At 66.3% G+C, this 21,699-nt stretch carries 19 protein-coding genes and 3 tRNA genes; 14 read left to right on the forward strand and 8 right to left on the reverse strand.

Annotated features, from left to right (window positions below; genetic code table 11):
* Nucleotides 1-14 precede the first annotated feature (14 nt).
* Nucleotides 15-2,144: a methionine--tRNA ligase gene (metG, locus tag E4L96_RS20605; protein WP_135209097.1), complete on the reverse strand. Its 2,130-nt coding sequence runs from the start codon at nucleotides 2,142-2,144 to the stop codon at nucleotides 15-17.
* Nucleotides 2,145-2,382: 238 nt separating this feature from the next.
* Between metG and E4L96_RS20610 the strand changes: the two genes are divergently transcribed.
* From E4L96_RS20610 to E4L96_RS20670, 13 genes are all read left to right on the forward strand, one after another.
* On the forward strand, nucleotides 2,383-2,916 hold the full coding sequence (locus tag E4L96_RS20610) for a DUF4402 domain-containing protein (protein WP_135209098.1): 534 nt from the start codon (nucleotides 2,383-2,385) through the stop codon (nucleotides 2,914-2,916).
* A 38-nt stretch (nucleotides 2,917-2,954) separates the two neighbouring features.
* Entirely contained in the window at nucleotides 2,955-3,413 is a 459-nt protein-coding gene (locus E4L96_RS20615) for a DUF4402 domain-containing protein (protein WP_135209099.1), read from the forward strand.
* A 26-nt stretch (nucleotides 3,414-3,439) separates the two neighbouring features.
* Complete coding sequence (locus E4L96_RS20620) at nucleotides 3,440-4,267, forward strand: fimbrial biogenesis chaperone (RefSeq protein WP_135209100.1); 828 nt, start codon at nucleotides 3,440-3,442, stop codon at nucleotides 4,265-4,267.
* Nucleotides 4,268-4,469: 202 nt separating this feature from the next.
* On the forward strand, nucleotides 4,470-7,091 hold the full coding sequence (locus E4L96_RS20625; protein WP_135209101.1) for a transthyretin-like family protein: 2,622 nt from the start codon (nucleotides 4,470-4,472) through the stop codon (nucleotides 7,089-7,091).
* A gap of 77 nt (nucleotides 7,092-7,168) precedes the next feature.
* Nucleotides 7,169-8,257, forward strand: coding sequence for an iron-sulfur cluster carrier protein ApbC (apbC, locus tag E4L96_RS20630; RefSeq protein ID WP_135209102.1), 1,089 nt, complete (start codon nucleotides 7,169-7,171; stop codon nucleotides 8,255-8,257).
* Nucleotides 8,257-9,399, forward strand: coding sequence for a WD40/YVTN/BNR-like repeat-containing protein (locus E4L96_RS20635; protein ID WP_135209103.1), 1,143 nt, complete (start codon nucleotides 8,257-8,259; stop codon nucleotides 9,397-9,399). Before apbC ends, E4L96_RS20635 begins: the two co-directional genes overlap by 1 nt.
* Nucleotides 9,400-9,409: 10 nt before the next feature.
* Nucleotides 9,410-9,808 (forward strand): DUF4399 domain-containing protein, encoded by a 399-nt coding sequence (locus tag E4L96_RS20640; RefSeq protein WP_135209104.1) that lies wholly within the window; start codon nucleotides 9,410-9,412, stop codon nucleotides 9,806-9,808.
* Between the two features lie 97 nt (nucleotides 9,809-9,905).
* Complete coding sequence (gene gltX / locus E4L96_RS20645; protein ID WP_135209105.1) at nucleotides 9,906-11,297, forward strand: glutamate--tRNA ligase; 1,392 nt, start codon at nucleotides 9,906-9,908, stop codon at nucleotides 11,295-11,297.
* A 100-nt stretch (nucleotides 11,298-11,397) separates the two neighbouring features.
* A tRNA-Ala gene (locus E4L96_RS20650) sits at nucleotides 11,398-11,473 on the forward strand.
* A 55-nt stretch (nucleotides 11,474-11,528) separates the two neighbouring features.
* Nucleotides 11,529-11,604, forward strand: a tRNA-Glu gene (locus E4L96_RS20655).
* A gap of 82 nt (nucleotides 11,605-11,686) precedes the next feature.
* Nucleotides 11,687-11,762, forward strand: a tRNA-Glu gene (locus tag E4L96_RS20660).
* Between the two features lie 90 nt (nucleotides 11,763-11,852).
* Entirely contained in the window at nucleotides 11,853-12,998 is a 1,146-nt protein-coding gene (gene earP, locus E4L96_RS20665; protein WP_135209106.1) for an elongation factor P maturation arginine rhamnosyltransferase EarP, read from the forward strand.
* Nucleotides 12,999-13,063: 65 nt separating this feature from the next.
* Nucleotides 13,064-13,639: an elongation factor P gene (locus E4L96_RS20670; protein WP_135209107.1), complete on the forward strand. Its 576-nt coding sequence runs from the start codon at nucleotides 13,064-13,066 to the stop codon at nucleotides 13,637-13,639.
* A gap of 74 nt (nucleotides 13,640-13,713) precedes the next feature.
* Here the strand turns inward: E4L96_RS20670 and E4L96_RS20675 are convergent, their stop codons facing one another.
* Nucleotides 13,714-14,499: a DUF4214 domain-containing protein gene (locus tag E4L96_RS20675; protein ID WP_135209108.1), complete on the reverse strand. Its 786-nt coding sequence runs from the start codon at nucleotides 14,497-14,499 to the stop codon at nucleotides 13,714-13,716.
* Nucleotides 14,500-14,638: 139 nt separating this feature from the next.
* On the opposite strand from E4L96_RS20675, the gene E4L96_RS20680 reads away from it, so the two are divergent.
* Nucleotides 14,639-16,228: an amidase gene (locus E4L96_RS20680; protein WP_135209109.1), complete on the forward strand. Its 1,590-nt coding sequence runs from the start codon at nucleotides 14,639-14,641 to the stop codon at nucleotides 16,226-16,228.
* An 11-nt stretch (nucleotides 16,229-16,239) separates the two neighbouring features.
* Here E4L96_RS20680 and dbpA read toward each other — a convergent pair whose 3' ends face one another.
* The 6 genes from dbpA to E4L96_RS20710 all read right to left on the reverse strand — a co-directional run.
* A complete protein-coding gene (gene dbpA / locus E4L96_RS20685; RefSeq protein ID WP_135209110.1) occupies nucleotides 16,240-17,643 on the reverse strand; it encodes an ATP-dependent RNA helicase DbpA in 1,404 nt (467 codons plus the stop codon).
* A gap of 12 nt (nucleotides 17,644-17,655) precedes the next feature.
* Nucleotides 17,656-17,886, reverse strand: coding sequence for a hypothetical protein (locus E4L96_RS20690; RefSeq protein ID WP_135209111.1), 231 nt, complete (start codon nucleotides 17,884-17,886; stop codon nucleotides 17,656-17,658).
* Between the two features lie 83 nt (nucleotides 17,887-17,969).
* Nucleotides 17,970-19,142 carry a methyltransferase gene (locus E4L96_RS20695; protein WP_135209112.1) on the reverse strand — a complete coding sequence of 391 codons (1,173 nt, stop codon included), beginning with the start codon at nucleotides 19,140-19,142 and terminating at the stop codon, nucleotides 17,970-17,972.
* A gap of 74 nt (nucleotides 19,143-19,216) precedes the next feature.
* On the reverse strand, nucleotides 19,217-19,723 hold the full coding sequence (locus E4L96_RS20700) for a hypothetical protein (protein ID WP_135209113.1): 507 nt from the start codon (nucleotides 19,721-19,723) through the stop codon (nucleotides 19,217-19,219).
* Nucleotides 19,724-19,830: 107 nt separating this feature from the next.
* Nucleotides 19,831-20,043 (reverse strand): hypothetical protein, encoded by a 213-nt coding sequence (locus tag E4L96_RS20705; RefSeq protein WP_135209114.1) that lies wholly within the window; start codon nucleotides 20,041-20,043, stop codon nucleotides 19,831-19,833.
* Between the two features lie 55 nt (nucleotides 20,044-20,098).
* Nucleotides 20,099-21,699: SbcC/MukB-like Walker B domain-containing protein (locus E4L96_RS20710; RefSeq protein WP_267874343.1), on the reverse strand; the 1,601-nt coding region annotated here is incomplete at its 5' end.

Consider the following 21,699-nt stretch of genomic DNA (forward strand, 5'->3'; position numbering starts at 1 on the left):
GGTTCGGGGTGGGTTTATCGAATGCGCATGCCCGGGGTCGCGCCCGGCCACGGCTCCAGTACGTAGAGGCCAGGATTCGCCTTCTCGTCGGCGGCGGAGGCGCACAGCACCATGCCTTCGGACACGCCAAACTTCATCTTGCGCGGCGCGAGGTTCGCCACCAGCACCGTGAGCTTGCCGATCAGCTGCTCCGGCTGATACGCCGACTTGATGCCCGAGAAGACGTTGCGGTGGCGGCCTTCGCCCACGTCCAGCGTGAGACGCAGCAGCTTGTCCGAACCTTCTACGTGCTCGCAGTTGACGATCTGCGCGATGCGCAGGTCGACCTTCATGAAGTCGTCGATCTTGATCTCGTCGGCCAGCGGCTCGACGCCATCGGCGGGCGCGGAGGCCGGCGTCACCGCCACCGGCTTCCCGGCCGGTGCCGCTGCTGCCGCTGCCGCCGCGATCTGCGCCGGTTTGTCGAACAAGTCCTCGACCATCTTGGCGTCCACGCGGGTGAGCAGATGGCTGTAGGTGCCGATGGTCCGGCCCAGCATGGTCTCGTACACCGCGGCGCCGCGGGTATCGGCCCACGAGAGCGACGCGTCGTGGAGGAAGGCCGCCACGCGCGAGGCGATCTCCGGCAGTACCGGCGCCAGCATGATGGTCAGCTGGCGGAACAGGATCAGGGCGGTGGTGCAGACCTCGTGCAGCTCGGCCGTCTTGGCTTCGTCCTTGGCCAGGATCCACGGCTTGTTCTCGTCCACGTACTGGTTGGTGACGTCCGCGACCTCCATGATCTCGCGCAGCGCCTTGCCGTACTCGCGCGCCTCGAAGTTGGCGGCGATGGCGGCCTGGCGCTCTGCGCCATCCACGGTCAGCGCGCGCTTGATCCAGTCCTGCGCGTTGGCCGAGAGCGAAGACGCCAGCTTGCCATCGAACTTCTTGGTGATGAAGCCCGCGCAGCGGCTGGCGATGTTGACGTACTTGCCTACCAGGTCCGAGTTCACGCGCGCCACGAAGTCGTCGCCGTTGAAGTCCAGGTCCTCGACCTTGGAGTTCAGCTTGAAGGCGATGTAGTAGCGCAGCCACTCCGGGTTCATCTTCAGTTCCAGGTAACGCAGCGGCGAGATGCCGGTGCCGCGCGACTTGGACATCTTTTCGTTATTGACGGTCAGGTGCCCGTGCACGTTGACCTTCAGCTTGTCGATGATCGGGTGGCCGGCGAAGTTCAGCATCGCGGGCCAGAACAGCAGGTGGAAGGAGACGATGTCCTTGCCGATGAAGTGCACCTGCTCGGTGGCCGGATCGCGCAGCAGGGCTTCGAAGTCGATGCCTTTCTTTTCGCAGTAGTTCTTCAGCGAGGCCAGATAGCCGACCGGGGCGTCCAGCCACACGTAGAAGAACTTGCCCGGCGCATCCGGGATCGGAATGCCGAAGTAGGGCGCGTCGCGCGAGATGTCCCAGTCGGCGAGCTTTTCGCCGTTCTCGCCCAGCCACTCGGACACCTTGTTGACCATCTCCGGCTGCAAACGGCCCGGCGTGTTGAGCCACTCCTTGAGGAACTGGAAGCAGCGCGGGTCGGACAGCTTGAAGAAGTACTGTTCCGAAGGCTTCAGCACCGGCGTGGACCCGGTGAACACGGAGTACGGATTGACGAGTTCCGTCGGCTGGTAGGCCGCGCCGCACACCTCGCAGTTGTCACCGTATTGGTCCTTGGCGCCGCACTTGGGGCACTCGCCCTTGATGTTGCGGTCCGCCAGGAACATGCCTTTCACCGGATCGTAGAAGCGGTCGACGGTCTTGGTGACGATCAGCCCCGCGTCGCGCAGCTTGCGGTAGATGCCCTGCGAGAGCTGGACGTTTTCCGGCGAGTCGGTCGAGTACCAGTTATCGAAGGCGATGTGAAAGCCGTCCAGGTACTGCGGGCGGCCGGCCGCGATCTTGGCCACGAACTCCTGCGGGGTCAGGCCTTCCTTTTCGGCGGCGATCATGATCGGCGTGCCGTGCGTGTCGTCCGCGCACACGAAGTGCACTTCCGTGCCCTGCATTCGCTGGTAGCGCACCCAGATGTCGGCCTGGATGTACTCCATCATGTGGCCGATGTGGAAGGCAGCGTTAGCGTAGGGCAGGGCAGTGGTGACGAACAGCTTGCGTGTCATGGTCGTGTGGAACCGTGGTGAAAGGGGGAAATGAGCATTTTACCAGTGGATGGCTGGGCATGGCAGCGTAGCCTGGTGTTGCTCTCCGTTGCAATTTAATGACAAGGAGCAAACGATTGCCTCGAATTAATTGTTGAACAACGGTAAGTTGCTCTGTATTGTGGACCGCGCTTCGAGATCGCGGCTGGAGCACCCAAAACACCGTGTTGTCCGCGAACTGACCTGAGGAGATATAAGAATGAAAAAGCAAATGTTCCTGCAGTACGTCACCGGCGGCGCGCTCGCCGCGGTCCTGTCCACCACCGGCAGCGCAGCGATCGCCGCAACGGCATCGGCCTCCGCCACCGTCATCATCCCAATCACGATCACCAAGGCCGCCGACCTGGCCTTCGGCAAGTTCGCACCGGGCGCCGGCGGCACCATCACGGTGGATACCTCGGGCGCCCGCACCGCCAGCGGCGTGGTGCTGTCCACGGTCGGCAGCTCGCCCACCGCGGCGCGCTTCGACGTGGCTGGTGAAAACAACGCCACCTACGCCATCACCCTGACTCCGCCGACCGACCTGGTGAGCGGCAGCGACACCATGGCCTTCACCGGCTTCAGCGAAGTGGGCTCCGCGGCCACCGGCGCCACCAGCGGCAATGCGACCACCGGCACCCTGAGCGGCAGCGGCGCGCAGTCGATCTTCATCGGCGGTGCGCTGACGGTGGCCAGTAACCAGCCGGCGGGCAGCTACGCCGGCACCATCACCTGTACCGTCGAGTACAACTGAGGCGCTGAGCCATTGAGCTGAGCGGGCAGGGCAGGCGCATGCTCTGGCGCGGTGGGCTGGCAGCCGCCGCGCTGGGACTGGCGTTGCCCGCCTCCGCCCAGCTCACTCTGACTTCCACCCGCAACCTGCAGTTCGGGAGCCTCACGGTGGGCGGCGGCGGGACGGTCACGGTCGACACCAACGGCGCCCGCACCCGCAGCGGGGCGGTGTTCCTGATGCCCTCCGGTTCCAGCACGTCCGCCAGCTTCACGGTCACCGACAACGACCCGGCCAACCTGAACAAGTCCTTCGTGATCACGCTGCCGGACAGCGCGAACCTGTCGAACGGCAGCGGCGGGAGCATGCAGCTGACGAACTTCACCAGCAACCCGCCGGGCAGCGGCCTGTTTTCGGGCTCGGGCCAGGTGCTGACGGTGGGGGCGACTCTGACCGTGGATGCGAACCAGCCGCGCGGAACGTATTCCGGCACCTTCAATATCACCATCAATTACCAATGATTCGCCATCGCTATCTGAGGTGCACCATGCCGTTCGTCCGTGGGCTGCAATTCCTGTTTGTTCTCCTGGCCGTGCTGGCCTCCGTCTGGGCGCGCGCCGATCTGCTACTGCATCCCACGCGGCTGGTGTTCGAGAAGAACACGCGCACGGCGCAGCTGGAACTGATTAATAACGGCACCGAACCCGCGACCTATCGCATCTCGCTGGTGAACAAGCGGATGACCGAGAACGGCGAGTTCATTGCGGCCAAAGCGGCACAGGGCGACGAGCGCTTTGCCGACCAGCTGGTGCGCTTTGCGCCGCACCAGGTGACGCTGATGCCGGGCACCTCCCAGACCGTGCGCGTCATGCTGCGCAAGCCGGCGGACCTGGCGCGCGGTGAGTACCGCACGCATTTGCAATTCGATCGCGTGGCGAATCCGGTGGCGGCCGGGCCGGCCGCCGGCGAGGCGCCGCCGGGAGAAGTCGGGGTGGCGATTTCCGTGATGGTGGGCGCCTCGATCCCGGTGATCGTGCGCAATGGCGACCTGGCGGCACCGTCGGTGGCGCTGTCGCAGCTGGAGCTGGTCAAGGCTGGGGAGGCGCCTGCGCTGCGCTTTGCGATCGAGCGTGCCGGCGAGACCTCGCTGTATGGCGACCTGGAAGCCAGCTTCACGAGCGCCAGTGGCAAGGCGCAGAAGGTGGGGCAGGCAGCGGGTGTGGCGGTCTACACGCCGAACGCACTGCGCCGCGCGACCCTGCCTCTGGCCGCGCCCTCGGGCGGGCTGGCGCGTGGCACGCTGCACCTGGTGCTGCGCAGCCGCCCGGAGGCCGGCTCGATCGTGCTGGGGCAGGCCGATCTCGCCATCCCCTGATACACCAGCAGTACGCCTGTCAATACACTTCCAGCACACCTGGCCAGTACACCCGGCCAGGTATATCAGTACAGCGCCAGAATTGAGGGCGGAACCGCCCGGTATTCGGCCCTAGAAATCGTTACCTCCTAGCCAATAATCCCCGTTCGATCAACGGATTGCGGACGGCGCTCGCTCGTCCGCCGGATGCATGGGACGAGGGATGCTGCGGCTGGGATGCGTGGCGCTGGCAGTGCTGGCGCTGCCCGCGTTCGCCCCTGCGGCGGCGGAGACGGCCAGCCTGCCCGCCTTTGGCCCCGCGCGCGCCGACCCGAACCTCGTGCTGCTGGAGGTCACGCTGCAGGGCGATGTATTGACCGAATCCCTGTCCGGCTACCAGATCGGCAACGATGTGTACCTGCCGCTGGGCGAGCTGTCCCGCCTTCTCACGCTGGCCATCCGCACCGCGCCCGCGCAGGGCCGCGCGGATGGCTACATCCTGAAGGAGGAGCGGGAGTTCCACCTCGATGTCATCGAGCGCACCGTCTACACGGAGGGCAGCACCGAGAACCTGGACCGCACCGCGGTCAAGCTGCAGGGCGACGACATCTACGTGGCCAGCAAGGTGCTGGCGCGCTGGCTCCCGGTCGACCTGGCGCTGGACATGTCGGCCCTGAGCCTGACCATCAAGCCGCGCGAGACGCTGCCCCTGCAATCCAACCGCCAGCGCCGCGAGCGGGCCCGCAATGGCGTGGTGGGGCCGCGCGCTGACCCCGGCTATCCGCGCCAGCCCATTCCGTACAGCGCGGTCTCCACCCCTTTCCTCGACCAGACCGTGCGCGTGGACGCGCAGGGCGGCCATGGCAAGCGGCGCGTCAACGCGGGCTACACGGTCTACGCCACGGCCGACCTGCTCGGGCTGGAGGCGTCGCTGTTTGCGGCCATCGGCAACACGCACGCGCAGGACCAGGCCCGCCTCACGCTGGGCCGCAGCGATCCGGACGCGCGCCTGCTCGGCCCCTTGCAGGCGCGGACCGCACAATTCGGCAGCATCGCGGTGCCGGGCGTGAGCAATGTGCTGAGCAGCAGCCCGGCAGGCAATGGTGTGCTGGTCTCGAACCGACCGCTCAACGTGCCGACCAACTTCGACAGCCACCTGCTGCAGGGCGACCTGCCGCCCGGCTGGGACGTGGAGCTGTTCGTGAACGATGCGCTGCTGGGGTTCCAGCAGGCGCGCGCCGATGGCCGCTATACCTTCGAGGTGCCGCTGGTGTACGGCGTGAACGAGTTCCGCCTGGTCTTCCACGGCCCCCTTGGCCAGCTGCGCGTCGAGCGCCAGACGATGGTGGTGGACCGGCCCGCAGTACGCGCCGGCCAGCTCGAATACAGCGTGGCGCGCCAGCACGACGACAGGCACCGGGAACGCACCCTGGCCCAATTCACCTACGGCCTCACGGACCGCCTCACGGCCACCGCGGGCATGGTCGAGCTGCCGCTGGGGGCGCGCGAACAGCGCTACACCAATGCGGCCCTGCGCGGCTACTGGAACTCCTTCATCCTGAGCGCGGAGGCGGTCAAGTCGAATGACGGCGGCAAGCTGGCGCAAGTCGGCGTGAACACCAGCGTGGCCGGGATGTCCCTGCTGGTCAATCACGCCCAGCTCGACCACTTCAGCAGCGATTGGTACCTGCCTACCGGTGACCCGGTGAAGACGCGCGACGAGCTGCGCCTGAATGGCCGCGCGCACCTGCCGCTGCTGCCGGTGCTGCCGCTGCAGCTGGACCTGCGCAGCGACCTGCTGGAATCGGGCCGCCGGGTGCGTGATGGCGGCATCCGCGTGTCGGGCTACCTGGCCGGCAGCGCCATCACCAATTCGCTGCGCTGGCAGTCCTCGGGCGGCGCGCCCACCACCGGCACCGGCATGCTGCAGGTGAGCCGCCGGGTGGCAGGCGTGGGCCTGTCCGGCCAGCTCGATTACGAAACGCGGCCCGACGCGCGCCTGTCCAACCTCGCCATCTCGGCGGACAAGGATGTGGCCGAAGGCATGATCCTCAATGTGAGCGCCACCCACGCCTTCCGCGCGCCGTCCCACACCGTGTCCGCGTCCCTCAACAAGACGCTGGGCAGCTACGGCCTGGGCGTGACCGTCAACTACGCCAGCAACGGCGCCTACAGCGCGGGCATGCAGCTGTTCATGGCGATGGGCGCGGAGCCACGCCAGTCGCGCTGGCTCACGGACGCGCAGCCGATGGCGGGCACCGGCTCGGCCTCCGTTCTGGTCTACCTGGACCGCAACATGAACGGCGTGATGGACGACGGTGACCAGCCGATCCGCAACGCCGGCTTCCTGATCAACGGGGGTGCGGACATGGCGCGCACCAACGGCGACGGCATCGCGTGGCTCAGCCGCCTGCCGTCGCGCCAGAACGTCGACATCGCGCTTGATAACCAGACGCTCGAAGACCCGGCATGGACGGCGCTGCGCAAGGGCCTGCGCGTGGTGCCGCGGCCCGGCAAGGTGGCACAGCTGGAGTTTGCGGTCAACGCCACTGGGGAGCTCGATGGCACCATCTACCGCTACGAGCATGGCCTCAAGCGCCCGGCCGTGGGCCTGCGGCTGGAGCTGATAGGCATTGAGCACAAGGTCCTGGCCACCGCCACCACCGGGACGGACGGCTACTTCGTCCTGAGCGGCGTGCTGCCCGGCGATTACCTGCTGCGGCTCGCGCCGGACCAGCTCAAGGAGCTCAAACTGACCGACACCGGCATGCATCTGATTACCATGCAGCCGGACGGCGACTTCCTGTACGGGAAAGACCTCCTGGTGGTGCCCGGGGACGAGTAACCCGTTCGCAGGGGTGGCCATATCGCGCCTCCGTGGTGTTTTGCAGTAGACTTACCGGCTACTTCATGGAGAACCCAATGAGCATCACTGCAGAAGACGTCAAGGCGGCCCTCGCCGGCGTCATCGATCCGAACACCGGCAAGGACCTGGTGTCCTCCAAGGCGGTCCGCAACGTCAAGCTTGACGGCGGCGCCGTGTCGTTTGACGTGGAGCTGGGCTACCCGGCCAAAAGCCAGCTCGCGCCGATCCGCGCGGCGGCTGAAGATGCGGTGCGTGCGCTGCCGGGCGTGGGCCCGGTGACGGCCAACGTCTACGTCAAGATCATCTCGCACACCGTGCAGCGCGGCCTCAAGCTGCTGCCCAGCGTGAAGAACATCATCGCCGTCGCCTCGGGCAAGGGCGGGGTGGGCAAGTCCACCACCGCGGTCAACCTGGCGCTGGCGCTGGCCGCCGAGGGCGCGCAGGTCGGCATCCTGGATGCGGACATCTACGGCCCGTCGCAGCCGATGATGCTGGGCGTGACCGGGCGGCCGGTCTCGCAGGACGGCCGCACCATGGAGCCGATGGAGAACCACGGGGTGCAGGTGTCCTCGATCGGCTTCCTGATCGATCCGGACGAGCCGATGGTCTGGCGCGGCCCGATGGTCACGCAGGCCTTGCAGCAGCTGCTGGAGCAGACCAACTGGCGCGAGCTCGATTACCTGATCGTCGATATGCCGCCGGGGACCGGCGACATCCAGCTGACGCTCTCGCAGAAGGTGCCGGTGACGGGCGCGGTGATCGTCACGACCCCGCAGGACATCGCGCTGCTGGACGCGCGCAAGGGCCTCAAGATGTTCGAGAAGGTCGGGATCCCGATCCTGGGCGTGGTGGAGAACATGAGTACCCACATCTGCTCCAACTGCGGCCATGTGGAAGCGATCTTCGGGCAGGGCGGCGGCGAGAAGATGTGCCGCGACTTCGGCGTGGACTTCCTGGGGCAGCTGCCGCTCACGCTGGAGATCCGCGAGCAGACCGATTCCGGCAAGCCGACCGTGGTCGCGGACCCGGACGGCGCGGTGTCCAACATATATAAGAGCATCGCCCGCAAGGTGGCGGTGAAGATTGCGGAGAAAGCCAAGGACATGAGCAGCAAGTTCCCGAGCATCGTGGTGAAGAACGACTGATGCGTACCCCGACCTCTTTCCCGATGCTGGCGTGCGCGCTCGCATGCGTCCTGGCAGGCAGCGCCGCATCCGCGCAGCAGCAGGCGTCCCAGGCCGCGCCCACGCCGCAGGCCGTGGCGCCCGCTGTCCCGGCACCTCCTGCGGCGGCACCCAGCGTGTGGCAGCCGCAGGCCAGCGGCACCACCGCGGAGCTGCGCGGCCTGTCCGTGGTCAGCCCGACGGTGGCTTGGGCCAGTGGGGCCAAGGGCACCGTGCTGCGCACCGTGGATGGCGTGAGCTGGAAGCTGCTGCCCGTGCCGGATGCCGCCGCGCTGGACTTCCGCGATATCCACGCTTTCGACGAAAAGTCCGCCATCATCATGAGCGCGGGCCCGGGTACGGCCTCGCGCCTGTACCGCACCGATGATGGCGGGGCGACGTGGAAGCTCCTCGCCACCAACACCGACCCGAAAGGCTTCTGGGACGCGATGGCGTTCTGGGATGCGAACAAAGGCATCCTGTTCGGCGACCCGGTCGATGGCCGCTTCCAGGTGCTGGTCACCGCCGATGGCGGCAAGACCTGGCAGCCGTCCACCGATGCGGCGGGCCTGGCCGCGGTGAAGGATGAAGGCGCATTCGCGGCCAGCGGCACCTGCCTCTCGGTCGATGGTGCGGACGACGCCTGGTTCGTGACCGGCGGCGCGCAGGGTTCGCGCGTGTTCCATTCCACCGACAAGGGCAAGACCTGGAAGGCCTCGCCGCTGCCGATCCTGGCCGGGGCGCCGAGCCGCGGCGGGTTCTCGGTGGCTTTCCGCGAGGGCCGCATCGGCTTGGCCGCGGGCGGCGACTACAAGGAGCCGACCAAGGCCTCGCTCAACGGGGCGCGCAGCGAAGACGGCGGCGCGACCTGGGCGCCGGCGCCGATTCTCCCGGCGGGCTACATGTCCGTGGTGGTGCCGGTGCCGGGCGCGCCGCATGCATTCGTCGCGGCCGGCCTGGCGGGTTCCGGCGTGTCCACCGACGACGGCAAGACCTGGACGGTGCTCGACCGCACGCCCGTGAACAGCGCCGCCTTTTCCACCCCTTCAGGGGGTTGGCTGGTGGGGCCCAAGGGCGTAGTCTTGAAGTACGTTGGGCCGGCATTGGGCCGCCCACAACCATAAGGAGAACTTCATGACTTTCACGCTCAAACGCGCCCTGCTGGCGCTGACCCTCGGGGCTGCCGCGTGCGCGGCGCAGGCGCAATCCGTGGCCTTCGTCGAACCGGCCGATGGCGCCACTGTCACCAGCCCGTTCAAGGTCAAGTTCGGCGTGGACGGCATGGCCGTCAAGCCGGCAGGCGAGATGGCCGAAAAGACTGGTCACCACCACCTCATCATCAACGGGACCAGCATCAAGTCGGGCGAGTCGATTCCTTTCGACGACAAGCACATGCACTTCGGTAAAGGCCAGACCGAGACCGAATTGAAGCTGCCGCCGGGCCAGTACACCCTGACCCTGCAGTTCGCCAACGGCGCGCACCAGTCCTACGGTGAGCCGATGAGCAAGACCATTCACGTCACGGTCAAGTAAAACAACTCACAGAAGTACTAGGCGCGGGCGGCGGGACGGCGCCACCCGCGCGCGTTAAAATACCGGCTTTACTCATTCACACGAGAAGAGTCGATCAATGACCGTCCGCACCCGCTTTGCTCCCAGCCCGACCGGCTATCTCCACCTCGGTGGCGCGCGCACCGCGCTGTATTCCTGGGCCTATGCCCGCCACTTCGGCGGCACCTTCATCCTGCGTATCGAAGACACGGACCTGGAGCGTTCGACGCCCGAAGCCGTGCAGGCCATCCTGGATGGCATGAAGTGGCTCGGCCTGGAGCACGACGAAGGCCCGTTCTACCAGATGAAGCGCATGGACCGTTACCGCGAGGTGGTGGCGCAAATGCTGGAAGCCGGCACCGCCTATCACTGCTACTGCTCGCCGGAAGAAGTCGAGGCCATGCGCGAGCGCATGCGCGCCGCGGGCGAGAAGCCGCGCTACGACGGCACCTGGCGCCCGGAGCCGGGCAAGGTCCTGCCGCCGGTGCCGGAGGGCGTGAAGCCGGTCGTGCGCTTCAAGAATCCGCTGGACGGGGAGGTGACCTGGAACGACGTGGTCAAGGGCACCATCACCATCGCCAACAAGGAGCTCGATGACCTGGTGATCGCGCGTCCGGACGGCACGCCCACCTACAACTTCTGCGTCGCGGTCGACGACTGGGACATGAAGATCACGCACGTGCTGCGCGGCGACGACCACGTGAACAACACGCCGCGCCAGATCAACATCCTGCGCGCGATCGGCGCGGAGCTGCCGCAGTACGGGCACCTGCCGATGATCCTCGGCCCAGACGGAGCCAAGCTGTCCAAGCGCCATGGCGCAGTGAGTGTGGTGAACTACGCGGACGAAGGCTATCTGCCGGAGGCGATGCTGAATTACCTGTCGCGCCTGGGCTGGTCGCATGGCGACGACGAGATCTTCTCGATGGAGCAGTTCATCCAATGGTTCGACCTTTCGAACCTGACCGCGTCGCCGGCGCAGTTCAACTTCGACAAACTGGCGTGGGTGAACAACCACTATATCAAGCAGGCGGACAATGAGCGTCTCGCGGCGCTGGCGCGTCCGCGCATGGAAGCCAACGGGGCGCAGTTCGATGGCGCGCCGCCGCTGCCGGTGGTGATTGGGCTGCTGAAGGAACGCACCAACACGATCGTCGAGCTGTCGGACGCCGCGATGCTGTTCTACCGCGAGCCGCAGCCGGATGCCGCGCTGCTCACGCAGCATGTGACCGATGCGGTGAAGCCCGCACTGGCGGCGTTTGCGCAGCGCTGCGCGGACGTCGAGTGGAACAAGGCCGCGCTGTCCGCGATGATCAAGGAAGTGCTGGCCGCGCATGGGCTGAAGATGCCGCAGCTGGCGATGCCTCTGCGCCTGTTCGTCACGGGCCAGTTGCAGACACCTGCGATCGACGCCGTGCTGGAACTGTTCGGCCGCGACGTGGTGCGCGCACGCGTTCAAAAATTCCTCTGATAGAGGCAGGGCGGTGGCTCTCAAAAATCTGAAAAAATTTTTGAAGTCACCCTTTGCAAATTGCTAGAGGCCATCTATAATAATGCTTCTTCGCGCTAACGGGGGTATAGCTCAGCTGGGAGAGCGCTTGCATGGCATGCAAGAGGTCAGCGGTTCGATCCCGCTTACCTCCACCAAAATCCCGCGAAGATGTAGTAAGCAGTTGAGGTAGTAGTAGTTGTTAGTTCCGAGGTCCCCATCGTCTAGAGGCCTAGGACATCACCCTTTCACGGTGAGTACCGGGGTTCGAATCCCCGTGGGGACGCCAAAGCGGCACTTCAAGTAGTACAATCCCAAACGTTTATGAGGCCGGGTGTATCGACCAGCGGATACGCCCAGGGCAGATTTCTGTCCCCATCGTCTAGAGGCCTAGGACATCACCCTTTCACGGTGAGTACCGGGGTTCGAATCCCCGTGGGGACGCCAGGTAAAGACCGGAGCAGACCACCGCGAACGAGCGGATAGGTGCTCCGGTTTTTCTTTTTGCGCGCGGTTTCTTCGATCGTCCGTTTTCTTATGCCACTCACGCTCGCCATTTTCTGCAAGGTCGTCGACAACTTCGGTGACATCGGTATCTGCTGGCGCTTTGCGCGGCAACTGCGCGCGGAGCATGGTGTCGATGTGACCTTGTGGGTCGATGATCTGCGCAGCTTCCAGCGGCTGTGCCCTGAAGTGGTAATCGATGCGGACGTTCAGCAGGTGCAGGGCGTCACCGTGCGCCACTGGCCGCACCAGGACCTGGCTTTCACGGCGGAAGACGTGGCCGACGTGGTCGTTGAATTCTTCGCCGTCGATATTCCGCCTGCCTATGTGGAAGCGATGGCGCAGCGCGCCGTCAAACCTGTGTGGATCAACTTTGAAGGCCTGAGCGCCGAGGACTGGGTGGAGGGCTGTCATGCGCTGCCGTCCATGCATCCGCGCCTGCCGCTGACGAAGTACTTCTTCTTCCCCGGCTTTACCACGAAGACGGGCGGCCTGCTGCGCGAGGCTGGCCTGATCGAAGAGCGCGACCGCTTCCAGAACGATCCTGCCGCGCAGGCCGAGTTCCTCGCAGGTCTCGGCGTGACGGAGCAGGAGAGGGCGGGCCAGCTGGTCTCGCTATTCTGCTACCCGCATGCGCCGGTGGCGGAATTATTTGCGGTCTGGGAGCGGCAGGACCGGTCTGTGACCTGTCTCGTACCGGTGGGCGTGGCGCGTGATGCGGTCTCGGCCTTCATTGGCGGCGAGGCCACCGCGGGCGCGGCCCGCATGCGCGGCGCGCTGACCGTGCGCGTGATCCCCTTCGTGCCGCAGCCGGACTACGACCGCGTGCTGTGGTGCTGCGATGTGAACTTCGTGCGCGGCGAGGACTCGTGGGTGCGCGCGCAGTGGGCGGCGCGGCCGTTCGTGTGGCACATCTATCCGCAGGAAGAGAACCTGCATCACAAGAAGCTGCGGGCCTTCCTGCAGCGTTTTGCGCCGGCGCTGCCCGCGTTGCAGGCGTTCTCGCTCATGTGGAACGGCGCGGCGGATGCCACGCCGGCATCGATTGAGGCGTGCTGGAAGGCGCTGCGCGCGGAGCTGCCTGCCGTGTCCATGCAGGCCCGCGCATGGCAGTCCGACATGGCCGCACAGCCCGGTTTCACCTCGCAATTCCTTGCACTGGTGCACGCCAAGCGATAGGCGCCACGGCAATACCGTGGTATGATGCTCGATTACCGAAATCCCTTTTTTCAGAACACCTTACTATGAAACCCGCAAAAGAAATTCGTGTTGGCAACATCATCATGGTTGACGGCAAGCCTTTTATCGTGCTGCGTTCCGACGTCAACGGTTCGAGCCGCACGGGCTTCACGTACAAGTGGAAGATGAAGAATCTTCTGACCAACGCTCCGCTGGAAAACGTGTTCCGCGGCGACGACAAGTTCGACGTGGTCATCCTGGACAAGAAGCCGGTGACCTACTCGTACTTCGCCGACCCGCTGTACGTCTTCATGGACGAAGAGTACAACCAGTACGAAATCGAAGAAGAAAACCTGGGCGATGCGCTGCACTACCTGAAAGACGGCATGGAGTGCGAGGCGGTGTTCTATGATGGCAAGGCGATCTCGGTCGAACTGCCGATCACCATCGCACGCCAGATCGTGTACTCGGAGCCGGCAGTCAAGGGCAACACCTCGGGCAACGTGCTGAAAGAAGCGCGCATCGAAAACGCGATCGAGTCCAAGCAGTACACCGTGCAGGTGCCGCTGTTCGTGGACCAGGGCGACACCATTGAGATCGACACCCGTACCAACGAATACAAGCGCGTGGTCCGCAACTAAGCACCCGCAGCTTCATCGAAAAAGCGCAACCATTTGGTTGCGCTTTTTTTTCGCCTCGTCGCAGGCGGACGATGTTACGCGGGCAGGAGATAGGCGTAGCCCTGCGCCATCGACCCGACGATGTTGACCTGGTTTTCCTCGCTGCCCGCAAAGTAGACCAGCAGCTGCGCGCTGTCGATCAGGTGTGCGTCCATCACGCCCTTCCAGTACGCATAGCCCTCGGCGTCCGGTTCGCGGTGCAGCACGTGGTGGTACATCATCGTCACCAGGTCCGCGGTGTCATCGGCCACGCCCGGGAAGCGGCGGCTGAATTCCTCCGACTTCATGAACTCGGCCGCGATGGTGGTCAGGCTGGTGCCCTCGTTGTACTTGTTCAGCCAGAAGCCCATCCCTTCCACGTCCGGCTTGCGGTAGAAGGCCGCCTGGTACAGGCCATACACCTGGTCCGCATGGCCCTCGTTGGCCCACGCCACGTGCAGCCGGCCCGCCTGGATATGTTCCGCGTTCTTGACCGTGACGTATTCGTGGATGTTGGCCCGGGCGGTGAGCGCCGCCCCGCCCGCGATCCAGGCGAGGTTGTAGCCGCCGTCGAGGTCCGGCAGGAGCACGGTGTCCACGCCCGTGCCGCCATCCACCTGGTCCGCGCCGCCGCCGGTCTCGATCACGTCGTTCCCTGCGCCGCCAGCCAGGGTGTTCTGGCCCAGGTTTCCGATGATCCGGTTGTCGTAGGCATTCCCGATGCCGGTGATGTTGCCGGCACCGAGCAGGATCAGGTTCGCATAGTCGTCGGGAAGAACGCAGCTGGACGATGATTCCATCGTCTGCGTGGTGGTGGTCGTGGGCAGGGTGGTTTGCGTCATGCGGGAAATGTGTCTGGGGTGCTCATCAATGTTGTGACAAAAATAACATAAAAGATGCTGAACCGATTTCAACCGTGCGTTGCCCGGACGGGGCCGGCGCTGCTATGCTCGCCCAGTTCGATTTTGCAAAGGAGACTGCATGGAACGGCGGGAATTCATCGGGATCGGCGCGGTGCTGGGCGCGGCAGCCGGGGCAGGGATTGCCGGCAGCGCGCAGGCGGCAGCACCGGCGCAGGACGCGCTGCTGGAGGCAGGCGTCGCCGAGCAGCAGGCTGCGATGGCGGCGGGGAAGCTGACCTCGCACGCGCTGGTGTCGAAGTACCTCGCCCGGATCAAGGCCGTCGACAAGGCCGGTCCGCGCGTGAACGCCGTCATCGAATTGAATCCCGATGCGCTGAAGATCGCCGCCGATTTGGACCGCGAGCGCAAAGCGGGCAAGGTGCGCGGCCCCCTGCATGGTATTCCGGTCCTCATCAAGGACAATATCGCCACCGGTGATGCGATGGCCACCACCGCCGGTTCACTGGCGCTGGATGGCGTTCGCGCGAAAAAGGATGCTTTCGTCGCCGCCCAGCTGCGCAAGGCCGGTGCCGTCATCCTCGGCAAGACCAATCTCTCCGAATGGGCCAACATGCGTTCGACGCGTTCCACCAGTGGCTGGAGCGGGCGCGGTGGCCTCACGCGCAATCCATATGCGCTGGACCGCAACACGAGCGGCTCCAGCTCCGGCTCCGGCGCGGCCATCGCCGCGGCCCTGGCCACGCTGGCCGTGGGCACCGAGACCGATGGTTCGATCGTATCGCCCGCATCGACCTGCGGCATCGTCGGTATCAAGCCCACGCTTGGCCTCGTGAGCCGCAGTGGCATCATCCCCATCGCGCATTCGCAGGACACCGCGGGCCCGATGACGCGCAGCGTGGCAGATGCGGCGGCGCTGCTGACCGCACTGGCCGGAACCGATGCCGCCGACGCAGCCACTGCACCCGCCGCAGGCAAGGCCACCGACTACACCAAGGCGCTGGACCGCAATGCGCTCAAGGGCAAGCGCCTCGGCGTGGCGCGTGAATTCTTCGGCCGGCACAACGAAGTCAATGCGCTCATCGAACGCGAACTCGCGGTGCTGAAGGCACAGGGTGCGGAACTGGTGGACGTGAAGATCCCGAATAACGGCAAGTACGACGACAGCGAACTGGAAGTCCTGCTGTACGAGTTCAAGCCGGACCTTGAGGCTTACCTCGCCGAGTACGCGCCGCATGCTTCGGTCAAGACCATGGCCGACATCATCGCTTTCAACGACAAGCACAAGGACCGCGAGCTGCAGTACTTCGGCCAGGAGCACCTGATCGCAGCGAACGGCAAGGGCAGCCTGCAGGACAAGGCGTACAAGGACGCGCTGGAAAACGACCTGCGCTACTCGCGCGCCGAAGGCATCGACCAGGTGATGAAGGAGCAGCGCCTCGACGCGCTGGTCGCGCCGACCGGGGGCCTCGCGTGGCTAACGGACTTCATCAATGGAGACCACTACGGTGCCAGCTTCTCGTCACCGGCAGCGGTGGCGGGCTATCCGCACGTGACGGTGCCCGCTGGGTATGTCCGCGGGCTGCCGGTGGGCCTGTCCTTCGTCGGTGATGCGTGGAGCGAGGCCACGCTGATCGCGCTGGCCTACGCCTACGAGCAGGCCACGCAGCACCGCAAGCCGCCGACCTTCCCGGCGACCATCAACGCTTAAGCCTCAGCGTCCTAGAAGAAGCGCATCTTGAAGTAGCGGCCCTTGACGACGGCGAAGTCGGGGCCGGGCGCCTGCGGGGATTGCAGGCGCTGGACGGCCTGTCCGGCCACGCTGCGTTCGATCGCGACAAAGGTCGAGAATTCGAAGACGTTGATCTTCCCGACCTGCTCGCGGGTGAGGCCCGCGTCGCCAGTCAGCGCGCCCAGTACGTCGCCGGGGCGCAGCTTGTGGCGCTTGCCGCCCATGAGCACCAGGGTGCGCATTGGCGCCGGTTCTACGTGCGGCTCGCCTTCATCCAGTTCCGCCAGCGGGTGCCATTCGGCGGGCATGCCCTGCATGGTCTCGATCAGCTGCACCCACTTCTTTTCATTCGGCGCGCACAGGGACAGGGCCAGGCCGGTGCTGCCTGCGCGGCCGGTGCGGCCGACGCGGTGCACGTGGACTTCCGGGTCTTTCGAGATATCGACGTTGATGACCGCATCGAGTCCCGAGATATCGAGGCCGCGCGCGGCGACGTCGGTTGCCACCAGCACCGAGCAGCTGCGGTTCGCGAACACTACCAGCGTTTCGTCGCGCTCGCGCTGCTCCATCTCGCCGTGTAGCGCGCGAGCCGAAAAGCCCTGCGCCGCCAGCATCTCGACCACCTCGCGGCAGCGCGCCTTGGTGTTGCAGAAGGCGAGCGTGGAGACTGGACGGAAGTGCTTGAGCAGGCGCGTGACGGCCGCTCCGCGTTCGCCTTCGCCAAAGCCGATCTCGTAGAAGCGCTGGTCGATCTGCGTGCTGTCGTGGCGGGCCTCGGCCAGCACTTCGACCGGGTCGACCAGGAACGGCGCGCTGGCTTCGCGGATGTCGTCCTGGTAGGTGGCCGAGAAGAGCAGGGTCTGGCGTGCCGCCGGGCACTCGCAGGCGATGGCGGCCATGTCGTCGTAGAAGCCCATGTCGGTCATGCGGTCCGCTTCGTCCAGAACCAGCGTTTGCACGCGGGAGAGGTCCAGCGTGCGGCGCGAGATGTGGTCGCGGATGCGGCCCGGCGTGCCGACCACGACGTGCGCGCCGTGTTCCAGCGACGCGGTCTGCGGACGCATGGGCGAGCCGCCGGTCAGCGTCAGGATCTTCACGTTCGGCTTCCAGCGCGCGAGGCGGCGCAGCTCCTGCGCCACCTGGTCCGCCAGCTCGCGCGTGGGGCACATGACGAGTGCCTGCACGCTAAAGAAGGCCGGGTTCAGTTTCTGCAGGATGCCGATGCCGAAGGCCGCGGTCTTCCCGCTGCCGGTCTTGGCCTGCGCGACCACGTCGCGCCCGGCCAGCACCTGTGGCAGGGCCTTGGCCTGGATCTCGGTCATCTCCTTGTACCCGAGCGCTTCAAGGTTCGCGAGGAAGGCGGCGGGAAGCGATAGGGTGGAGAAGGCGGTCATGGTGTGGTCCGGTCAGGGTGCCCAGACGGGCAGTCCGGTCAGGTCGAGTGAGTCGTCGCGCTGCCAGATGGGCAGGCCGGTGATGTCGGTGTCTTCCAGCAGGGAGAGCTGCTCCTGCTTGAGGCCAGCGCGGCGCGCGCGCGGCCTTTTGGAAGCGGGAGGTTCGGGCAGCGACAGCGGCAGCTGGGCCGCCTCAAAGAAGCCCGGAAGCTCGATGGTCGCGATGTCCTTCTTGTCTCTCATTGTCTGGTACGCGACAGGGTTGATTGCGGCGCGAATTGTACGCGATGGGCGGCGCCGGGTGCAAGGCGGCGCGGCCATCGTTGTCAGGCGCGCACAGTAAGGCGCCAGAGCGATGTGACCTCTGCGGCGCGCGCGGCGTGCAGCGGGTCGGTGGCATCGCTCGCGCGCGGGTGAACGGGGCGGATGTCGTGGCGCCCGGCCACCTGCAGGCCTGCGGCCTCGATCAGTGCGAGCAGCTCGGCGCGCGGGCGCAGGCCGAGGTGCTCGGCGAAGTCGGACAGTATCAGCCAGCCTTCGCCGCCAGGTTCCAGATGGTCCTTCAAGCCGCCGAGGAAGCCGCGCAGCATCCGGCTGTCCGGGTCATACACGGCGTATTCGATCGACGAGCTGGGACGGCCCGGCAGCCAAGGCGGATTGCAGACCACGAGCTGCGCGCGGCCGGGCGGGAACAGGTCGGCCTCAATCACATCCACGCGGCCGGCGAGGCCGAGGCGCTGCAGGTTGTCGCGCGCGCAGGCGAGGGCGCGCGCATCCTGGTCGGTGCCGACCACACGCTCGATGCCGCGGTGCGCCAGCACCGCCGACAGCACGCCGGTGCCGACGCCGATATCGAATGCGGTGCGCACGCCTTTCGGCAGCGGGGCCTGGGCCACAAGGTCTACGTATTCGCCGCGCACGGGCGAGAACACGCCGTAGTAGGGGTGGATGCGGCCGTCCAGCGCCGGGATTTCGACGCCTTTCTTGCGCCATTCATGCGCGCCGATTACGCCCTGCAGTTCGCGCAGCGAGATCACGAAGGCGTCGTCCCCGGGGCCATAGGCTTCGGTGCACGCGGCGCTGACGTCCGGCGTGCGGCGCAGCGGGATGCGGTAGCCGGGTTCGAAAGGAATCAGCAGCATCGCCAGCGTGCGGGCGCGCTGGGACTGGGCCTGGCGGTGCAGGTGGAAGGCCTCGGTGAGCGAGGCCGGCACCTTGGCTGGCTTGGCGCGCTTGCCACGGCCGTGGGCACCCTTGTGGTCCGCGCGGCGGGCCAGCGCCTGCAGCAGCTGGCGCGCATTCTGGAAGTCGCCGCGCCACAACAGGGCGGTGCCTTCGCAGGCCAGGCGGTAGGCGGTGTCCGCGGGCGTGGTGTCGTCGGCCACCACCACGCGCTTGGGCGCCGGCAGGCCGCTCTCGGAATGCCAGCGTGCGCTGTGCTGCTGGCCGGCCTCGGTCCAGGTGATCGTGGCGGGCTGGGTGAGGTCGGGTGCGGACATGGCGGGCGGGAAGCTGAGAGGCGAAGGGCCCATTATACGGGCCGCCCGTTCCCGCCGCGCCGGGGTGAGGACTGTTATTTGCAGGCGGCGTCCAGCGCTTTCGTGTCCACGGCCTGGGCGGCGGCGATCAGGTGGTCCTGCTTGATGCCGTGGCCGGAAATGGTGATCACGCAGCGGCCTGCGACCATCTCCAGTTTGCCGCCGTTGCTGTTCTTGGCGTAGACCACCAGCGCCTTGCGGTCCTTGATGGTCTGCAGCGAGGCGAAGCCTTCGCCTTCGGGCAATTCGCCGAGGCGGGCCTTTTCGAATTGCGGGATGCCTCGGATACGGTCGGTTGGCAGTACGCGGAAGTAGGTGATGTCCAGGCCACTGGAATCCTTGCCGCTGTAGGTCTGCGTCACGGTGATGGTGTGGTCGAACATCTTGTTGTCGTCGAACGGGCCGTCGGTCTTCCAGCCGGCCAGCTTGGCGGGCAGGTATTTGTCCAGCGCGGGAGCGGTGGCTGCGGCGTGCAGCGGGGCGGAGGCTGTGGCAGAGAGGAAGAGGGTGGCGGCGAGCAGGCGGCGGGAGGAGGTCGGCATGGTGCGTGGATACGGGTTGTCAAAACCACGAAGGTACCGCACGGCCGCGCGGCTCTGCAGCCCCTGGAGAGGGGTGAGTTGGCCGCGCCCTGGAGCTTGCGCTTAGCTCAGTGGTGGTGGTGCCAGTGGCCGTCTTCCGACGCGAGGAAGGATTCGACGGCCTGCTTGTCGCCAGTGGCGTGCTTTTTGAGCTGGCCGCAGTCGCACATGCCTTGGTAGGGCTGGATGTGCGAGCAGGCCGAGACTTTTTGCAGATGGACTTTCACGGGCTTGCCGCAGTGGTCGCACTTGAAGGTGAGGAAGCGGGCGGGTTTGGACATGGTGTTCTCTTGTGTGCTCTGGCTGAATTCGGTATGCGAGGGATGGGATTCTACTTTACGGCACGGAGATCATGCTCAGGCCACCGCCCGCGGGCTGCACCAGGATGCGGGCGGCGATCCGTTCCGTCATCTCCTGCACGTGGCTGATCACGCCGACCTTGCGGCCCATCGATTGCAGGCCGTCCAGCGCATCCATGGCCACGCGCAGGGTTTCGGCGTCCAGTGAGCCGAAGCCTTCGTCGATGAACAGGGATTCGACGCGCACGCGGTTGGAGGACAGCGACGCCAGTCCCAGGGCCAGCGCCAGCGAGACGAGGAAGGACTCGCCGCCGGACAGCGTATTGACGGAGCGGATCTCGCCGCCCATGTCCTGGTCGCGCACCACCAGGCCGAGCGAGGGGCCCGTGGTGCTCACCAGCCGCTCCAGGCGGTAGCGGCGCGCGAGGAGCTGGAGATGACTGTTGGCGTAACCGAGCAGCACGTCCAGCGTGAACTGCTGCGCGTAGTTGCGGAATTTCTTGCCGTCGGCGGAGCCGATCAGGTCGCTCATGCGCGCCCAGCGGCGTTCGACCTCCTGCTGGGCGGCGATATCGGCCTGCATGGCGCTGGTGGCCTGGAGTCGCTGGTCGTCCTGGGCCAGTTGCAGGCGCTGGGCCAGTACAGCGTCGTTCAGTGTTTGCCATTCGGCGGCCACTGTCTGGATCAGTGTACTGAGAGTGTCTGCGGACTGTGCGGAACTGTTCGGTGAAGTGTACTGGTGCTGTTCGCGCTGGGTGCGGCGCTCGGCGAGCACCGTTTCGGCGGCGGCGACTGCGGAGCCGAAAGCGGCAAGTGCGGTGCGCTCGGCGGCGATGTCGTCCAGCGTCAGGGCCAGCAGCTGCTCCAGATGCGGGACGTCGCGCAGCGGCGCTGGCACGGACGGCGTTGCGACGGCTGCATCCGGCCCGGCGTTGAAAGCGCTTACCCATGCGGTCAAGGCCACGTGGGCCTGTTCCAGTGCCTGCACTTGCTGCTGCGCGCGCGCCTCGGTCTGCACCAGTGCTTCGGCGGCGCGGGCGGCGGTCTGGCGCAGCACGTCAGCGGCCACTTGGGCCGATTCCAGTTGCGTTTTGCGGGTGGCGATGGCGGCGGCGAGCTTCTGTTCTACCTCGCGCACCGGCTTGCCCTCGAAGAGCTCCATCCGGGCCGCCTTGGCGCCGTCGAGGGCTTCGCGCGCCTTGGCAGCGCGGGCGCGCACCTCGGCCAGGTTGATGGCACTGGTGTCGTGGCGCGCCTGCGCGGAGGCGACGCCGATGTCCAGCGCTACCAGCACCTTGGCGTCATCGCCTTGCGCTTGCGAGTACTCGGCCCATTTCGTGGCCACGGCGCGCTTGGCGTCCAGGAAGGCGGCGGGATCGGCGGACCATTCATTACGCCACCTGATGCTGCCGAAGGCGGCATCCAGGTCCTGCAAGTATGCGTCCAGCGAGCGCTGAATGAAGGCCAGCTGCTCGTGCGCGGATGCAGCGGCCGCGCGGGTCTCGGTCAGTGTGGTTTGGGCCGTGTGCGCGGTGTGCTGGGCGGCATCGCGCTGCTGCGCGGCCAGGTCGTGCGCGGCCTGTGCTTCGTCGCGGGTGCGGCGCGCCTCGGCGAGTGCGCGGTCGCGCTGCTGCAAGT

It is taken from the genome of Zemynaea arenosa, assembly GCF_004614185.1.
Taxonomy (GTDB): Bacteria; Pseudomonadota; Gammaproteobacteria; order Burkholderiales; family Burkholderiaceae_D; genus Telluria; species Telluria arenosa.

Coding starts and splice junctions, on each gene's coding strand:
- earP (WP_135209106.1), top strand. CDS start 11,853: ATGCCACTCACGCTCGCCATTTTCTGCAAGGTCGTCGACAACTTCGGT.
- E4L96_RS20625 (WP_135209101.1), top strand. CDS start 4,470: ATGCTGCGGCTGGGATGCGTGGCGCTGGCAGTGCTGGCGCTGCCCGCG.
- E4L96_RS20680 (WP_135209109.1), top strand. CDS start 14,639: ATGGAACGGCGGGAATTCATCGGGATCGGCGCGGTGCTGGGCGCGGCA.
- E4L96_RS20690 (WP_135209111.1), bottom strand. CDS start 17,886: ATGAGAGACAAGAAGGACATCGCGACCATCGAGCTTCCGGGCTTCTTT.
- gltX (WP_135209105.1), top strand. CDS start 9,906: ATGACCGTCCGCACCCGCTTTGCTCCCAGCCCGACCGGCTATCTCCAC.
- E4L96_RS20670 (WP_135209107.1), top strand. CDS start 13,064: ATGAAACCCGCAAAAGAAATTCGTGTTGGCAACATCATCATGGTTGAC.
- E4L96_RS20700 (WP_135209113.1), bottom strand. CDS start 19,723: ATGCCGACCTCCTCCCGCCGCCTGCTCGCCGCCACCCTCTTCCTCTCT.
- E4L96_RS20705 (WP_135209114.1), bottom strand. CDS start 20,043: ATGTCCAAACCCGCCCGCTTCCTCACCTTCAAGTGCGACCACTGCGGC.
- E4L96_RS20635 (WP_135209103.1), top strand. CDS start 8,257: ATGCGTACCCCGACCTCTTTCCCGATGCTGGCGTGCGCGCTCGCATGC.
- E4L96_RS20610 (WP_135209098.1), top strand. CDS start 2,383: ATGAAAAAGCAAATGTTCCTGCAGTACGTCACCGGCGGCGCGCTCGCC.
- apbC (WP_135209102.1), top strand. CDS start 7,169: ATGAGCATCACTGCAGAAGACGTCAAGGCGGCCCTCGCCGGCGTCATC.
- E4L96_RS20620 (WP_135209100.1), top strand. CDS start 3,440: ATGCCGTTCGTCCGTGGGCTGCAATTCCTGTTTGTTCTCCTGGCCGTG.
- metG (WP_135209097.1), bottom strand. CDS start 2,144: ATGACACGCAAGCTGTTCGTCACCACTGCCCTGCCCTACGCTAACGCT.
- E4L96_RS20695 (WP_135209112.1), bottom strand. CDS start 19,142: ATGTCCGCACCCGACCTCACCCAGCCCGCCACGATCACCTGGACCGAG.
- E4L96_RS20675 (WP_135209108.1), bottom strand. CDS start 14,499: ATGACGCAAACCACCCTGCCCACGACCACCACCACGCAGACGATGGAA.
- E4L96_RS20640 (WP_135209104.1), top strand. CDS start 9,410: ATGACTTTCACGCTCAAACGCGCCCTGCTGGCGCTGACCCTCGGGGCT.
- dbpA (WP_135209110.1), bottom strand. CDS start 17,643: ATGACCGCCTTCTCCACCCTATCGCTTCCCGCCGCCTTCCTCGCGAAC.
- E4L96_RS20615 (WP_135209099.1), top strand. CDS start 2,955: ATGCTCTGGCGCGGTGGGCTGGCAGCCGCCGCGCTGGGACTGGCGTTG.